At 65.0% G+C, this 14,405-nt stretch carries 11 protein-coding genes; 1 reads left to right on the forward strand and 10 read right to left on the reverse strand.

Translation table 11 applies throughout. The features are described 5' to 3' along the window. Positions 1-4: 4 nt before the first annotated feature. Positions 5-1,099 (reverse strand): pyridoxal phosphate-dependent aminotransferase, encoded by a 1,095-nt coding sequence (locus tag GQR91_RS18515; protein WP_149683109.1) that lies wholly within the window; start codon positions 1,097-1,099, stop codon positions 5-7. Next, positions 1,083-2,030: a GHMP family kinase ATP-binding protein gene (locus GQR91_RS18520; RefSeq protein WP_149683110.1), complete on the reverse strand. Its 948-nt coding sequence runs from the start codon at positions 2,028-2,030 to the stop codon at positions 1,083-1,085. The genes GQR91_RS18515 and GQR91_RS18520 overlap by 17 nt, the downstream gene beginning before the upstream one ends. Before the next feature lie 460 nt (positions 2,031-2,490). Here GQR91_RS18520 and GQR91_RS18525 point away from each other — a divergent pair, with 460 nt between their 5' ends. Further along, complete coding sequence (locus GQR91_RS18525; RefSeq protein ID WP_149683111.1) at positions 2,491-2,925, forward strand: hypothetical protein; 435 nt, start codon at positions 2,491-2,493, stop codon at positions 2,923-2,925. A gap of 85 nt (positions 2,926-3,010) precedes the next feature. Here the strand turns inward: GQR91_RS18525 and GQR91_RS18530 are convergent, their stop codons facing one another. The 8 genes from GQR91_RS18530 to GQR91_RS18565 all read right to left on the reverse strand — a co-directional run bounded on the left by GQR91_RS18530 (position 3,011) and on the right by GQR91_RS18565 (position 14,376). Then, the gene (locus tag GQR91_RS18530; RefSeq protein WP_149683112.1) at positions 3,011-3,952 is read right to left on the reverse strand and encodes a hypothetical protein; all 942 of its coding nucleotides are present in this window, start codon (positions 3,950-3,952) and stop codon (positions 3,011-3,013) included. Continuing rightward, a complete protein-coding gene (locus GQR91_RS18535; RefSeq protein ID WP_149683113.1) occupies positions 3,949-4,593 on the reverse strand; it encodes an antitoxin of toxin-antitoxin stability system in 645 nt (214 codons plus the stop codon). Before GQR91_RS18535 ends, GQR91_RS18530 begins: the two co-directional genes overlap by 4 nt. A 53-nt stretch (positions 4,594-4,646) precedes the next feature. Further along, positions 4,647-5,279 carry a hypothetical protein gene (locus tag GQR91_RS18540; protein ID WP_149683114.1) on the reverse strand — a complete coding sequence of 211 codons (633 nt, stop codon included), beginning with the start codon at positions 5,277-5,279 and terminating at the stop codon, positions 4,647-4,649. A gap of 337 nt (positions 5,280-5,616) precedes the next feature. Continuing rightward, on the reverse strand, positions 5,617-5,799 hold the full coding sequence (locus tag GQR91_RS18545) for a hypothetical protein (RefSeq protein ID WP_149683115.1): 183 nt from the start codon (positions 5,797-5,799) through the stop codon (positions 5,617-5,619). A gap of 108 nt (positions 5,800-5,907) precedes the next feature. Further along, on the reverse strand, positions 5,908-6,879 hold the full coding sequence (locus GQR91_RS18550) for a phosphoadenosine phosphosulfate reductase domain-containing protein (RefSeq protein WP_149683116.1): 972 nt from the start codon (positions 6,877-6,879) through the stop codon (positions 5,908-5,910). Beyond that, the gene (locus GQR91_RS18555) at positions 6,876-7,799 is read right to left on the reverse strand and encodes an ArdC family protein (protein ID WP_149683183.1); all 924 of its coding nucleotides are present in this window, start codon (positions 7,797-7,799) and stop codon (positions 6,876-6,878) included. Before GQR91_RS18555 ends, GQR91_RS18550 begins: the two co-directional genes overlap by 4 nt. Positions 7,800-7,933: 134 nt before the next feature. Beyond that, on the reverse strand, positions 7,934-10,018 hold the full coding sequence (locus GQR91_RS18560; RefSeq protein ID WP_149683117.1) for a ParB/RepB/Spo0J family partition protein: 2,085 nt from the start codon (positions 10,016-10,018) through the stop codon (positions 7,934-7,936). A gap of 125 nt (positions 10,019-10,143) precedes the next feature. Continuing rightward, on the reverse strand, positions 10,144-14,376 hold the full coding sequence (locus GQR91_RS18565) for a strawberry notch-like NTP hydrolase domain-containing protein (protein WP_149683118.1): 4,233 nt from the start codon (positions 14,374-14,376) through the stop codon (positions 10,144-10,146). Positions 14,377-14,405: the final 29 nt, after the last annotated feature.

Below are 14,405 nucleotides of genomic sequence, written 5' to 3' on the forward strand. Positions count from 1 at the left end.
CCCGTCAGGAGGCGAGTTCGACGCTCAGCGCGTCTCTCAGCCTTTCGACAGCGGCGGCAGGCGCGACGGCGAGGCGAAGATAGCGGCTCGAGGAGCCGACCTTGTTCCCGCAGTCGCGGATGAAGATGCCGTGCTCGGTCAAAAGGCGCTCGCGCAGCTTGGCACCGCACACGCCGTCTTCGAGTTCCACAAAGAGGAAGTTCGCGGCAGACGGATAAACCTGGAGCATCGGGAGCGTCCTGAGCGAGGCCTCCATCGCCACGCGATCGGCGGCGGTCGCCTCCAGGCTCTCGATGAGGGCCTGTGGCCGAGCCGCCACCCATGAGAGCACGAAGGCGGCCAGACCGTTGATATTCCAGAAGGGCATCTGCCGGCGGAGCTTCGCCGCGGTGCGCTCGGAGGCGACGGCATAGCCGAGCCTGACGCCATGCAAGCCGAGTGTCTTGCCCATGCTCTTGACCACGATCAAATTCGGGTGATCCAGCGCCAGGCTGCTTGCGCTCTCGACGTCGGCGAAGTCGATGAAGGACTCGTCGATGATGATCGTCGACAGATCTGCCAGCGCCTCGACGATGAACGTGATTTCGTGAAGCGGCATGGCCACGCCGGTCGGATTGTTGGGGTTGCTGAGAATTAGGGTGTTCGCGCGAATTTCACGGACGTGCTGGATCACCTCCCGCGGATCGAGGCGGAAGCCATTTTCGCGGCGACGCAGCAAGAGATCGAAGGCCTTGCCATGCTCGCGCGGAAGATCCGTCCATTGACCGAACGTCGGGGCACAGGTGACGAGCGGTCCAGAGGCAGCCCGGACCAGTTCGGTGATGATCTCAGTTGACCCGTTCGCGACGACAATGGCACTCGCGGGAAGGCCGGTCAGCCGGGCGATCTGCTCCTGGTGAACCTCCGCATAGTCGGGGTAATATTTGGTGATTTCGTCTAGGCGACAACTGGCGTCCGCGAGGAGCCTGTCCTTGGGATAGTGAAGGTTGACCGGTACGCAGAAGTCTAGCAGCGGCCGATCGACCGGAGCCGCTTCGCGAACGGCGAAGAACGACGGATTGTGTGCCGAGCGCGAAAGAAGCTCAGTGGCGGCGGACATAGATACCTCCGGAAATGAATGCGTGGTCACCGACGATCGACACCGCGTCGCCGAGTTCTCGAATGATGAGTTCGCTGAGCAGCGACGGCTTCACTTCTCCGGGACGGTAGAGAATGCCGAGCACGGACCCGCTATGGGCGCAGTTCACACCCAGAGCGCCTGCCGATCGGGCGAGCCGCTCGACCTCCTCGAATGGCGGTTTGGGGAGGATCTGCTGGCTGAGCCGCGCACTCATAGTCGCTGCGTCGGCCAGTTGCTGAACGTCGCCGGTCACAAGACCGCGGCTTGCCAACGACAGCGCGTCGCGCACCTCGCGCTCATGCCGCGCATAGACCTTGTGCGCGCGCGCGCGGTCGAAGGCGACCGTATCGACGGAGCCACCGCAATCCAGGATCAGGACGCGCAACCCGGAAGGGGGAAGAAAGCAACGGAACACGCGGCCGCACAGGTGGCCGACATGCGCAACCCCCGGGATGTGCGTGCAATCCGATGGCTCGATCGCGATAAGCGATCGGCACACATCTGGGACGAGCGCCGTTGTGCCCAGATGATGCATGGCCGCTCCCATTGCGGCGACGAGATCTGCGGTGCTGGACGCCATGCCCTTGCCGGCAGGCAGGTCGCTGTTCAGCTCGATTTCCATCCCGTCGCATTCCGCCTCGGGAGCGCCCATCATCGTCAACAGCTGCGCGACTTTGCTGTGACGATCGGGATTGGCAGCGCGAATGCCAGGTCGCCTTGCGGAGCGAACGGTTGCTGTCGAAAAGCGATCGATCGGGCTGTTGATGAGGTAGTCGATCCCGTCGAGGCGGCCTTGAACGAACTCTCCGCACGTGCCTGGCGCCGCCCAGCTCATCGCGGGGCAATTCGCTGCGCGCGCCACTGTTCGAGATGCCCCCGTCATCATACTGGTCTGGTCAAAAAACATCATCGTCTCCGGTGATTTGCCGATGACGGTGGTGCCGCTCGCCCTTTTCGGGCGAATGTCCCGTTTGTGTCTCGCGACCTGACCCGCTTGGGTGGCGTAAGGGAGACGGAGGTAGGGTCAGTGCGGCTGACTGGCGAATACGTCCGTGGCTGACGGAGCCGAGGCGAGACAGGACGCGAGAGGATCCCGCTTCATCCTGGCCGGAAGTGAGTGCCGACACACGATGCTGGCACAGCAGGATGATCTACTTTAACCTGAGGGAGCCTGCGGAGACGCGGGTCGGGGCGTGGAAACCTCGAGTGTGAGGCTCAGGGGAAGGCCGCATGGGGAGCATTCGCGTCCGCCATGCAGCTCGCCCGCGGGGCGTCGTTCGCGCTGCGGTTTTCATCGCCACGTGTCTGAGCAGAGGGGCTTCGTCCTAGCGGAGACCGATCGCGCTCGTCATTGAGGGGCGGAGAAGGCGTTGAGGGACGCAAATTTCGGAGGCGGGCGTGCCACTACCGCCGAGGCGGCGACCAAGCTCGCTCTTGCACGATTGCGCATCGAAGAAGCACTTCTGGTGCTGGCGGACGCGGGCGTGATGCCGGCGGCTACGCATTTGAACGCGGCACTGGCGTGTATCGGCGCGGTCCCAGACGCGCAGTCGGGCAGGGACGCGGATTGCCCGACGATCGGGCCCGATCCAATTTTGGTTCGGGCGATCGGTGGCGCATTAGCCGTCGTCGGCACGGTTCTGGCGCGCGACGACCTTCTTCCGCTCGCGGAGCTGGGATCGTTACTCGGCCAGTTCGCGAGCGTGACCGAACACCATGATCCGGCGGTCGGCCTGATCCTAGCCAACTGGAGCGGCATGATCCTCGATGCCGCAGCCGAGATGGAACGACCGCAAGTCGATTGAGCCTAGATGTAACTGAAGGGGGCGGCTGTCGTCACGCGGCGCGCGGCATCGCTACGGTCGACGACAGCGGCGATTGGCGAACGGATCAGGAATCGGAGCGAATGGGACGAAGGGCATCCGCAGCGCGGTTGAAGTCGTGAAGCCAGCTGCCGATCGACGTCCGTGATTCCAGGGGAAGAGCGGCCTGGGCCGCCTGAAACGCGATCAGATCGGTTGGCGCTTCCGACACGATGCGATCAATCTCGTCCGGCGGCAGGAGGCCGCGTTCCCGGATGAATTCGGTGATGGTGCCGGGTCGCGGGATCGCCCCGCGGCGGCCGAGCACCGGCCGTCGCCATAAGCCATCGACGTTGCGAAGCCGGGGCTTGGCGCGCGCCTCCATGAGAACGATGACCCGCAATTCGTCGACGGCGAGCTCGATCACCTCGTCGGGCTTGATGCTCCCGCAGAAGAAGCAGCTCGACTTGGGAGGTATGGGCAGCCCCGCGGCGGCGATCCGCTGCTCGCAACGCGCGCGATCCCAGTTCCACTCACGCAGGGGATAGCGATAGATGAACCGGGGATCCTCACAACCGACCGCATGGCGGTAACGCTGCGTATCGCGCGGAGAAGCGTCGTAGCCGATCAGCTTCACGACCCGGTCACCGGCGTCCCAGCACCGCTGTGCAGGCTCCCAATCGTCCGTCCAGGCGTCCTGGGCACTCGCTTTCCATTTTTGCGAGCACGACCCACGATTGAAGACCACCGAGGGCAGCGTCGCATTGGTGAGCATGTTCTCCGCAATGGTCGCGTATGGCGGCCAGTGCTTGAAGTTGCGGGGCTGGTAGCGGACGATTTCTGAGACGATGCCGCGGTCCGCCATCCATGCCCGGAACATGGGGATGAAGGCATAGGTGCCACGTTTCTCCGACCCGGGATCGGCGAACAGCACCATGTCGATCGGATCGCCGCGCGCTGCCATCTCGACGATCATCGCAGTCGAATCGACGCCGGCGCCCCAGGCGGCGATGACGGGCGCCCGGCTCATGGAAACCGTACTCCAGCCTCGGTGAAGGTATGGTCATTCGCGCGGAGGGCGGCGTCGATCTCGGCGTCCGACGTCAGATGGTCGTACTCGCTTTCGAGCCGACGGTAGAGCCAGCGAGCAAGGTCTCGAATAGCCTCGATAACTTGGTCCTCGGCGGTGACGGTCGGGGTCTGCCCGGTGGGGCTCGCGCGCTCGACGGTGATCGTCATCGTATATTCGTGACAATAGCGACCTTGCTGCCGGATGAGCGCCTCCAGCTGGTAGATGTTGCGCCGTTGGATCGTCGCGAGCGTGTCCGCGACACGGTGCAGGTCGTTGTCGGTCGGCGCGTGAGCGCGGATCTCCGCGGTGGACCGCTTGGCATAGCGATAGCTTCCCTCGAAGCTCGCGCCGTCACCCTGGCTCGAAAAGCCGGAGAAGAGCACGCGCGGTTCCTGGCGCGTACCGCCGCCAAACAGGCGCACCGGTCGCATCGCGAGGTCAACGCCGATGATGCTGCAGACCGTTGCAAAGTCGTCGATGACACATTCGTACCAGTCGTCCGGGACGGCGTGCTGACGGCCCCAGGCAAGCGCGGTTTCGCGCGCCGAAGAGGCAAGCTCCTCGACCCGAAAGACCGGGGTGATGATGAACTCGGGCATGGAACACTCCTCACACCGGTAAAGGCCGGTGATCATTCAGCAGGGAGGGGAGGTCAGGCAGCGGCCTGGAGGGCCACGCCAGGCAGTCCGATCGTCATGGCGAGGCGTCGGGCGAATGCGGGGGCGTCGAGCAGTTCTGCAATCGGCGCTAGGTGGATCTTGCTCGCCGGTTCGCCACGACGGCACCGATTGAAGCTGATCTCGCTGGCGGGCAGGAAGCTTCGCGGCCTGACCCGGATCCCGATGTCGGGATGCCGCAATTCGGTCGTGCCATCCTCATCATCGGTGCCGAGCGCGCTGCCGATCCGGGCCAGCGCCACGTCGAGACCGATCGCCGCGGCGAGGCTGGCGAGCGCGCGACGGGCCTGACAGTGGAATGTCCGCTTGGCGATATAGTCTCCGCCGACACTGTGACCGGCGATGTCGAGCAAGGCCGGTACCGAAAGAACAGCAGCGCGATCGGCACCGCACGCGAGGCGCAGCTCCGCGCTGGAGGAAGGGATGCGATCTGCCACGCCGGCAAGGTTCCGAACCAACAGGAGAACGGCCGCGTCACGCGCGATCGGCTTCCCGGCACGTCGGCAGTCGTCGACCGCTGCGTTCAATGCGTGGAGCGCGGCGGGCAGCGTCTCCAGTCCCGCGGGCGCAAGCGCCTGATCGTGGCGGTAAGTTGTGTCGTAGAACATGATCTGACCTCCTCAGACGCCACTGCGCGTCCAAGCAGGCCGAAGGCTCCCTCTCCTCTACGGTGCCGAGCGATAGGCGCTATTCTATATCGAGGGGCGGAACCTCGAAGTCGGCAGCCTCGAAATAGGCGAGGACGGCGTCGATCGTGCCGAGGCGCTCGACATGGTCCCGGCCGATCATGACATAGTCATCCTCGCAGCATGGATAGCGCATAGGCTCGCCGGAGCCCGTATAGACGACGCGCTCCGCCCCCCACTGGCCGGCACAGGATCCGCTTGACCGCACGAAGGGGACGGCAACGTCGAGGCAAAATTGCTCGATGTCGTCGAACCTGCCTCACGCCACCTCGTGCGCCATTACGGTGAGGGGTTCGCCCGCGCTCAGTTGGGAAAGGTCGAACGGCTCCCCATCCCAGTCCTTCGACAAACCCTCCGCCTCGATAAGCGCCACGAGGTCGAGCAGTCTCGCTTGTGCAATGCGACCGCCGATGGTGACCGACGTCGAAACCCTGTCTGCCATGGTGTCACTCCTCACGAATGCGACGGTGATTGATGTTCGCTGATCAGCCGGTCATCCGGCCACGCCGTCCGAAAAAGACCACGTCTCTTACCCGAAGGTGACGCGCGGCTAGGGTGGTCCTGCCGTGTCGCCGAAGGCGCCGGCCGGCAGCCTCCAGGGGGCCATGACGATCGGCAAACGCCAGATCTCATCCTCTGCCTGGGCTAAAGCATCAGGATGGTCGAGCGCGGCGGCAAAGGGGCGGCCGCGATCGGCAAGCGCCGCCACGTCGAACGCACGGTGGATGGTCTTGCCGCTGAGCGCCTCTCGAGCTTGCACCCGCTGGAAAGCGACGGGGAAGAGGAGGCGCACCGTCGCCCACTGGTCAGGCGACCCGAAGATGCAGGTGCGGCAGGAGAGGCGACCCCAGCCCAGCACATAGGCCGGGTGGGGGCGGACGCCCGATCGTTCGACCGCAGCCCACACCTCCTGCTCGCTCCAGTCGTGGACCGGCCGCCAGTGATCGACCGAGCGGGTGAGTGTCGAGGTGCGGTGCCGCTCAAACGGCGCGTAGCGCGCGCGCGTCGAGCTCTCCTCGGCGCGCTCGCCCGTGACGACCAGCGACCGACCCTCAAGGAAGCGGGGCTGATTGCGGATTGCAGCGGCGAGGACATCGATCTTCAGGGCGGGGCTACACCAGCGCACGCGCAAATCCGGCGATGTCTGCGGAAAGAGCCCGCGCGTGCCGAGCGGCCCGTTTCCCCCGGCAGTTCCGATGCCCGTCGGTGTCTCGAACATCACCGGTGCGGTCGGCTCAGCCGTTCGCGCGAGTTCGCGCGCGAAACCGCCCTCACGCCACGATACGTAGAGCGCAGTGCCGAAGTGTGCGGCGATCGCACGGACGTAGCCAAGCGTGCAGGGCCAATCCATGAGCGAGGGGCCGCCCCCATCGACGTCATGATGATGAAGTTCGATCGCGTGCGCGGGCACGCCGAGGTTGAGTAGGTGGAGAAGCGCGGCAAGGCTGTCCTTGCCGCCGCTGAATGCCACGACGAAGCGCCGGTAGGCGCCAAGGTCGGGGCGGGCGACCGCCGCGCTCATGCCGCTTCACGAACGCTATCCTCGACATCGCCCGAGGCAGCGAGACCGGTCGCACGCAGGAGATACGCGGCGGCGGCCTCGGCTTTGGCAGCGGCAGTCATGATCGCGCGCGAATCCTTGCGCAGAACTTTCAGCCACGAGCCGATATAGGCTGCATGATCGTCCATGTGCGCGGTGGGCAGGCCGAGATCCGCACCGAGCAGAGCGGAGGTCATCTCCGCGCACAGTTCCTCGAATGCATAAGCGTCGTCGCCAAACTTCTTGCCGAAGCGGCGATCAAGGCGATCGGGATGGCCGCTCCAGTGGCCTGCCTCATGCGCGAGCGTAGAGGCCCAGTAGGCCCGGGTCGCGAACAGTTCGATGGCCGGCATCGTGATGCTATCGGCAGTGCGATCGTAGAAAGCACGATCGCCGCGGATATGCACAATTGCCGGCAGGGCGTTGATGAAGGCCTGGGCACGGGCCGGAAGCTGATCGGCAGCAGGCACGGCGCTAGCGGGGGGAGGGTAGAAGTCAGGGGAAAGCCCGTCGATCTGGTCGCAATTGAAGACGGCGTAGGACCGCAGGACGCGGCGCATCTCATCGCTGGTGTCGCCGGTCACAGCCGATGTCACGGCCTTGCTGTACGATTTGTAGAAGATGGCGATCTGCGAGCGCTCGCCCTCCCGTACCTGGCCTCCGAGCGCCTGCGCCTGGCGATAGGTCATCCAGGTCCTGGAATGGTAACCGGCCCCCTCAGCGCACAGCCAGAGCCAGAAGCAATTGATGCCCCTGTACGGTTCTCCGGTGGCACGTAGCGGTCGGCCGCCCAGGCCCGGCCGCCACGGCTTGACCCACGGCCGGACACCGGCCTCCAGCTTGTCGATGATGGTGTTGGTGATGATGTCGGCAGGCGATGGTTTATCATTGGTCGTGGCCACGGTCTTTCTCCTGATCGCATCGAGGCGGACCGGCGCGAGCATCCTCTCCTCTCGGGGGCTGCCGCGGGTCACGAAAAGGAGGGCGACACTCCACGAGTGCCGCCCCCAGTCGCCTCGAACTGTGCGGGCCCGCCTCAGGCTGCCTGGCTCAATTCCTCGCCGCCCTCGTCATCACGAAGGTCGGTGCCATCGTCGCCGTCCATCTCCTCGTCCGTGACGGGATCGAGATCATCATCGTCGTCCTCGGCACCATCGCTGAAGGTCGAATGCAGCGCCAAGCGAGCGGGCTTTTCGACGGCGTCGAAGCGCATCGCATCCGGCAGCCACGCGCTCGCCTTCTCGCGGATCTCCGCCTCGACGATGCCTTGGCCGTTGCACAGCGATGCGCAGGTCCGGGCAAGATCGCCTTTCTTGGCGTCCTTGTAGCGACCGCGCAGGATCGGCCCGCCGATTTCCTCCAGCGCATCGAGCATGACGTCCTTCTTGACGCGGCCGAAGAAGTTCTCGGCCGTCGGGCGCCACCAATGTTCGACCTGGATGCCCAGCAGGCGGCCAAGATGATCGTGGAAGCCGTTGCAGCGATAGCCCTCGCCTACGTTCAGGGTCGGCTCCAGCGTGCGGGCGATCGCAAACGCGACCCAGCTGCCCCGGACCTCTTCGTCCAGCGCCCGGAAGGCGTCGAACCGCTCCGACATCGTCTGATAGCCCGCCCAGGTCGTATCGAGCCTCTGCCGCTGATCATCGAATGTCTGCGATGCCATCGAGCCCTCGTCTCGAAAGCTGAAGATCGGGAAGTCCGACGCACTCGACTTCAGCGTCGAATGGTCCGAAATGTGGCAGTTTGCGAAGACGACGTTCTGCGCCATCAGGAAGATGGTCAGGTCGAGCGCCATTGCCGGGTCACTCGCGAGGTGGGCAACGAGGATCTGCCGGCGTTGCGTGGCGAGCTCGTCGATCAGCGTGCCACTGAGCTTCGGCCCCGCGCTGGAATCCCCCCCGCCATCGGCCCCGGACCCGTCACTGCCGCCCGCTACTTTGGGCGGGGCGTGGGGATCGACCACCGGCTTTTGGCTGAACAGGCGGGTATGAACACGCGGTTCGCCGTCACCGCCGATATAGACGAAGGTGCCGACCTGCGCCTTGACGGCCGGATCGAGGTCGTGCCGGGCATCGTCGATGTTTTCCAGTTCCCGCTCGATCTCCGTCAGACGCGCCTCCGCTGCCTGCGCCTCGGCACTGCCTTCTGAAAACTCCTGCTCGAGTTGATCGACCAGAGCATCGTTCTCGGTCGACAGCCGTTCCACGCGCGCCGTCTCATCCTCGGTGAGCGGGCGCGCCGGGGCGTGGAACTCGTGAAGCTGGCGCTCAAGGTCGTAGGGCACATGCGTGGCCGCGATCGGTGTAACGAACGCCAGACCTTCGGTTTTCGCCAGCTCGGCTGCGGCCGCTTCCAGCTTCTGGACGGCGAGGCTCTCGATCAGGTCGACGTCCACCCAATTCTCGTCGACCTCGGTGGCGAACAGGTCACCCTCGATGCGACCACCCGCCGCAACATACGCGTCTCGACCGACGAAGCGCGCTTTTGCGTCATTGCCCTTCACCGTGCCGTTCAGAATGGCGCGGCGGATATTGTCGGGCTCCTTGCCGTAATAGGACCGCTGCATCTGCTCGAAGACGCGCGCCTGACGATCGGTATCGGGTGTGGCGGCATAGGCTTGGGCCACCGCCAGCGTGATCTCGCCTGCACCCAGTGCTTCGAAGATCGGGGTAGCGAGATTGGCGAGTGCCAGACGCTGCTCGACGAAGCGCACCGACACGACCTGCTGGATCGCGACCTGTTCGACGGTCATGCCGAACTCGTCGATCAGCGTCTTGAATGCTTCGCAATCATCGGCGGGGTTCATGACCGCGCGCTGGCGGTTCTCGGCGAGGCTCGCACCCACCGAGGCGGCCTCATCGCCGGTCAGGACGAGGACTGGCACCTCGTGATCGGCAGGAAGCGCTTCGCGCTCGATCAGGAGCTGGATGGCGCGCAGGCGCCGACCGCCCGCCTTGACGGTGAAGGTGCCGGCCTTTTTGAGCGGCGAGACGACGAGGTTCTGCAGGAGGCCGTTCTTGGCGATGCTCTCCGCCAGTTCCTCAAGGCCCGCCTCGCGGTTGCGGCGACGGACATTGGCCTTCGATAGCGACAGGTTCTTGACCTTCACGGACTGGATCATCGGTCATACTCCATTCGGGATAGCGCAGCCGTCTCGACGGTTGCGCGAGCTCGGCTCATCCAAGCTCATCAAGCCGAAGGCTCCCTCCCCTCCCTCCGTCGGGCGGGAAGAGAGCCCGGTTGCTGTCAGGCGGCGATGCGGTCGATCACCGCCGCAGCGGTCGCGACGGGCACGAACATGCGCGTCTTGTGCTGGATGATTTCGGTGAAGCACCCGGCCGCCTTCAGCTCCGCCAACCGGGTGTGCGGCCAATCGAGCAGTTCGAGGCGTTGCTGCCCCGCGACGAGGCTCCGCTTCAGGCGGTATGCTCCGATGGCGGCCATCTCACCGCTGGTCATGACGTGCTGCGACGTCTCTGCGCCCGAGACGGTGATGGTGGCCGCACATCCGAACGCGTCTGCGAGCTTGGCGACGAGCGGTGCCGGCACGATCCGCCCGAGAAGCGACTGACCGTCGTCGGTGTTGAGGCGCCAGACCTGAACGTGCTCGTCGGGAAGGCGGTCCCAGACCGGAAGCAGAAGCCCGGTAACCAGGTAAAGCGTGCTGGTTCGGGTCTTGCCAGCCATGTCGTCGGCCTCAGCCTTCCAAAGCGCGGCCCATTCCTCTTCGCTCGCCTCTTCCCACATCGTCTCGGCGAGAAGATCCTGGCGCATCCGCTCGGTTCGGGTCGGGCGGATCAGTTCATAGCGGCGCACGATCTCGCCATCATCGTCGGTGAGGGAATAGGTGTTGCACCGGATCGCAGCCTTGCCGGACTTACGATTGACGATCGGACGCGCATCGTCCCCCAGCATGCGCAAGGCCCGCTCAAGCGCGACGGGCTTGTAGCGCTCCTCGGTTTCGAGGCGCAGGATCTCGGTCTCGGCGCCGCTGGTCTGGTCGCGCCGGATGACGGTGCGATCGAGGATGGTGATACGCTCGGCGTTGATGCTCTCGACGCCCACATCGAGCGTTCCCGCCGCACGAGCAGCCTCGACACGTGCTTCGATCAAGCCGAGATATTCGTCAAAGATTGCATTCTGGAGGGCGATCCGCAGCGCCAGGATGCGGTTCAGCCACCGCTGGATGGGCGGCAGATCCTCCTTCAGCCCAACCCCTTCGCCTTCCAGTTCGAGCCCGGTGAGCCGCTGGAACTCGGACAGCGTTACCGAGCGTAACTTGCCGTCGGCGAGCAGGCGAAACCATTGCTCGAGCGACTCCTTGGCATAGTCGCTTTCCAGATTGTCGCGCGGATCGAACAGCCCCTGTCCGCCCGTCTGCCGCTGGCCGCGGGTGAGCGCACCCAGACTGTCGAGACGGCGGGCGATGGTCGAGATGAAGCGACGTTCGCCGCGGCAATCGGTCGAGACGGGTCGGAAGAGCGGGGCGCTCGCCTGATGCGTGCGGTGCGTACGACCCAGCCCCTGGATGGCGGCATCTGCACGCCAGCCCGGCTCGAGGAGATAGTGGTTGCGTCGGGTCTTGTTCTCGGCGGTCAGACTGGCGTGATAGCTGCGACCGGTGCCTCCGGCGTCCGAGAAGATCAGGATCTTCTTCGCGCCGCGCATGAATGCGTCGGTTTCGACCAAATTGGTTCGGGCAGAGCGGCTTTCGATCCGCTGGCGCCCTTGCGCGTCGAGGATGATCCGTCGGCTCCGCCCCGTCACTTCGGCGACGGCATCGGTGCCGAAATGGCCGATGATATGGTCCAGGGCAGAGCCGACGACCGGCAGGGCACACAGCTGCTCGATCAGGGTTTCGCGCATCGAGAGTGCTTCTTGGCTCAGCACAGGGCGACCGTCGGCGTCGGACATGGGTTCCGAGCGGGTCTTGCCCGTGTCGTCGACGAAGGTTTTCATCTGCCGGACCGGGAATGCAGCGGTCAGATAGGACATGACGAATTCGCGCGGGGACAATTCGATGTCGAGGTTTGCGCGGTCCTCCGCCGTTAATGCCGCGAGCGCTCGATCGAGCATCGCCTCGGAGGTCGAAACGAGCTGGATCACGGCGCTCTCGCCGCGGTCCAGGTCGGCGCGTATTGCCGGCACCAGTGCCGGAAGCTTCATGCCGAGCAGAAGCTGGCAGAAGAACCGTTGCTTGGTCAATTCGAAGATCGACAGCGCGGCCGCCTTGGCACCACTATTGTAGGTGTCCTTCGAGAAGCTGTCGGTGACACGGGTCGCGTCGAGCGCCGCCCGCAGGTTGGCGTGGATGATCGCCCAGGCGTCGGCATAGGCGTCGTACACCTCGATCTGGTCGGGCGTCAGCGAATGTTCGAGTACATCGTACTCGACACCGGCAAAGCTCAGCGCGCGGGCAACATAAAGGCCCTGCATCTTGAGATCACGGGCGATAAGTTCCATCGCCGCGATCCCGCCACGGCGTAGCGAGTCCACGAACGTGCGGCGATCGGCGAAGGCGGTTCCCGGACCCCAAAGGCCGAGGCGGGTGGCATAAGCCAGGTTGTTGACGTCCGACGCGCCGGTCGCCGAGACATAGAGAACACGGGCACGTGGGAGCAGGTTCTGGAGACGGACGCCGGCGATGCCCTGATCGGATCCATCCTTCGTACCGAAGCGGCCTTCTCCGCCGGCGACACCGGCCATTTCGTGCGCTTCGTCGAATACGACCATGCCGGCGTAGTCGTCACCCACCCAATCGAGGATCTGTTGCAGCCGCGTGCCTTTGTCGCCGCGGTTGGAGCGGAGCGTCGCGTAGGTGAGGAACAGAATGCCCTCACCGGCGCCGATTGCCGTGCCCAGCTTCCATTGATTGAGGTGCTGGATGTCGAGCGCGAGACCGCCGATCGCGGTCCAGTCGCGACGCGCATCCTCCAGAAGCGTCTCCGTTTTGGAAATCCAGATATGCTTGCGGCGACCGCGCAGCCATTGATCGAGGATGATGCTGGCGATCTGGCGGCCTTTGCCGACGCCGGTCCCGTCGCCCAGGAAGAAGCCGGTCCGATAGGGTCGACCCTCCGGGTCGGGTGCGAGCGATAGGCCCTCCTCGGCGGGACGGAAGCGACCGGGCAGGTCGCGCTCGAAGGCGTCCCCGGAATAGACGAGCGTTTCGAGCTGCGCATCGGACAGCAGCTTGGTCTCGACTACCGCCTGCGAAAGGGTGGGAACGTAGGAGGGCCGCGGCGCCGTGATTGATCCCATTGCGATCGACTCCACGAGCGCGGTCGGATGGGCACCGGCGCAGGCAATCGCAATGCGGCTTGGTCGATAAGGCAGATAAACGCCCACCGCTTCACCGGTCGGTAAGGGATCGGCGAAGACAGTATAGCCGATGTCTAGCGCTGCCTGCGATGCCGCGGCGTTCGATAGAGGAGCGCTGAGGCGCGGCTTGAGGGCGAGCCCCCCAAGTAGCGAGTTGCGCGGGGCGGCACGGACCGGGAGTGTCGGAGCGGGTACGACCGGTGCAGCAGCCGGCTGCGTTTGGACGACGATTGCGGTGAGAGCGTCGCCGAGAGAAGCGCAACGGACCAGTTCGGCGTGGTCGCCACGCACCTTCTCCAGCACCATGAGCTTCACAGGTTGGCTGGTGCCATGCTTGGCATAGGCATTCGCCGGTAGCTCGAGATGAAGGGTCAGCGTGCATCCCTCGGTTGCTTTCGCCCAAGCGCGGCTCGACGTATCGACCCGGTCGGGCAGGATGGCGGCGCATCGTCCACCGGCGCCCATCCGCAGGAGGGCGGAGCGCAGATGGCGGAGCGCGGCAAGCGGGTCGGCGTGACGGCCGATGCTGCGCGAGAACGGCGGATTGATGAGGACGGCCGTCGGGCGAACGGCGGGCGGCAAAAGGTCGTGGATCAGTTCGGCATCGTGCCGCGTAACGGCAACGCCTGGGAAGGCAGCGGTCAGCAGGTCCGCACGTCGAGGATCGATCTCGTTCAGGACGAGCCTCGCGCCAGCGCGAAAGGCGAAGGTGGCAAGAAGGCCTGTGCCCGCGGACGGTTCGAGAACCAAATCCGTCCTCGCGATTCGCGCTGCAAGAACGGCGAGATAGGCAATGGGGGCAGGGGTCGAGAATTGTTGGAGCTCGATCTGTTCCTCGCTCCTGACGGTATGCGTTGGCAGGTTCGAGATCAGCTCGTTCAAGGCCTCAAGGCAATCGTCAGGCGCCTTGGGAAGGTCGGCCTTCAGCAGGTGCAGGACCTCGGCGAGCTCGAGCATGTCGTAGGCATTGCGGAGCGACCAGCGACCATCGGCCGACGACCCACCATACGCCTGCTCCATGACCCACAGCAGCGTATCACGCTGAAGCGAGCCGTTCCGGGCGATCGTCGCGGCCACCGCCCGTGCGGCGGTGATCGAGGGCTCGGTAAAGTCGAGTTCGGGGCTGTCGAGATTCGCGGCTGCGGCTGAGGTAGACATCGAGGAGGGCTCCTTTTTCGACCGGTGCT

This window comes from Sphingomonas carotinifaciens, from assembly GCF_009789535.1.
In the GTDB taxonomy this organism is placed as follows: domain Bacteria; phylum Pseudomonadota; class Alphaproteobacteria; order Sphingomonadales; family Sphingomonadaceae; genus Sphingomonas; species Sphingomonas carotinifaciens.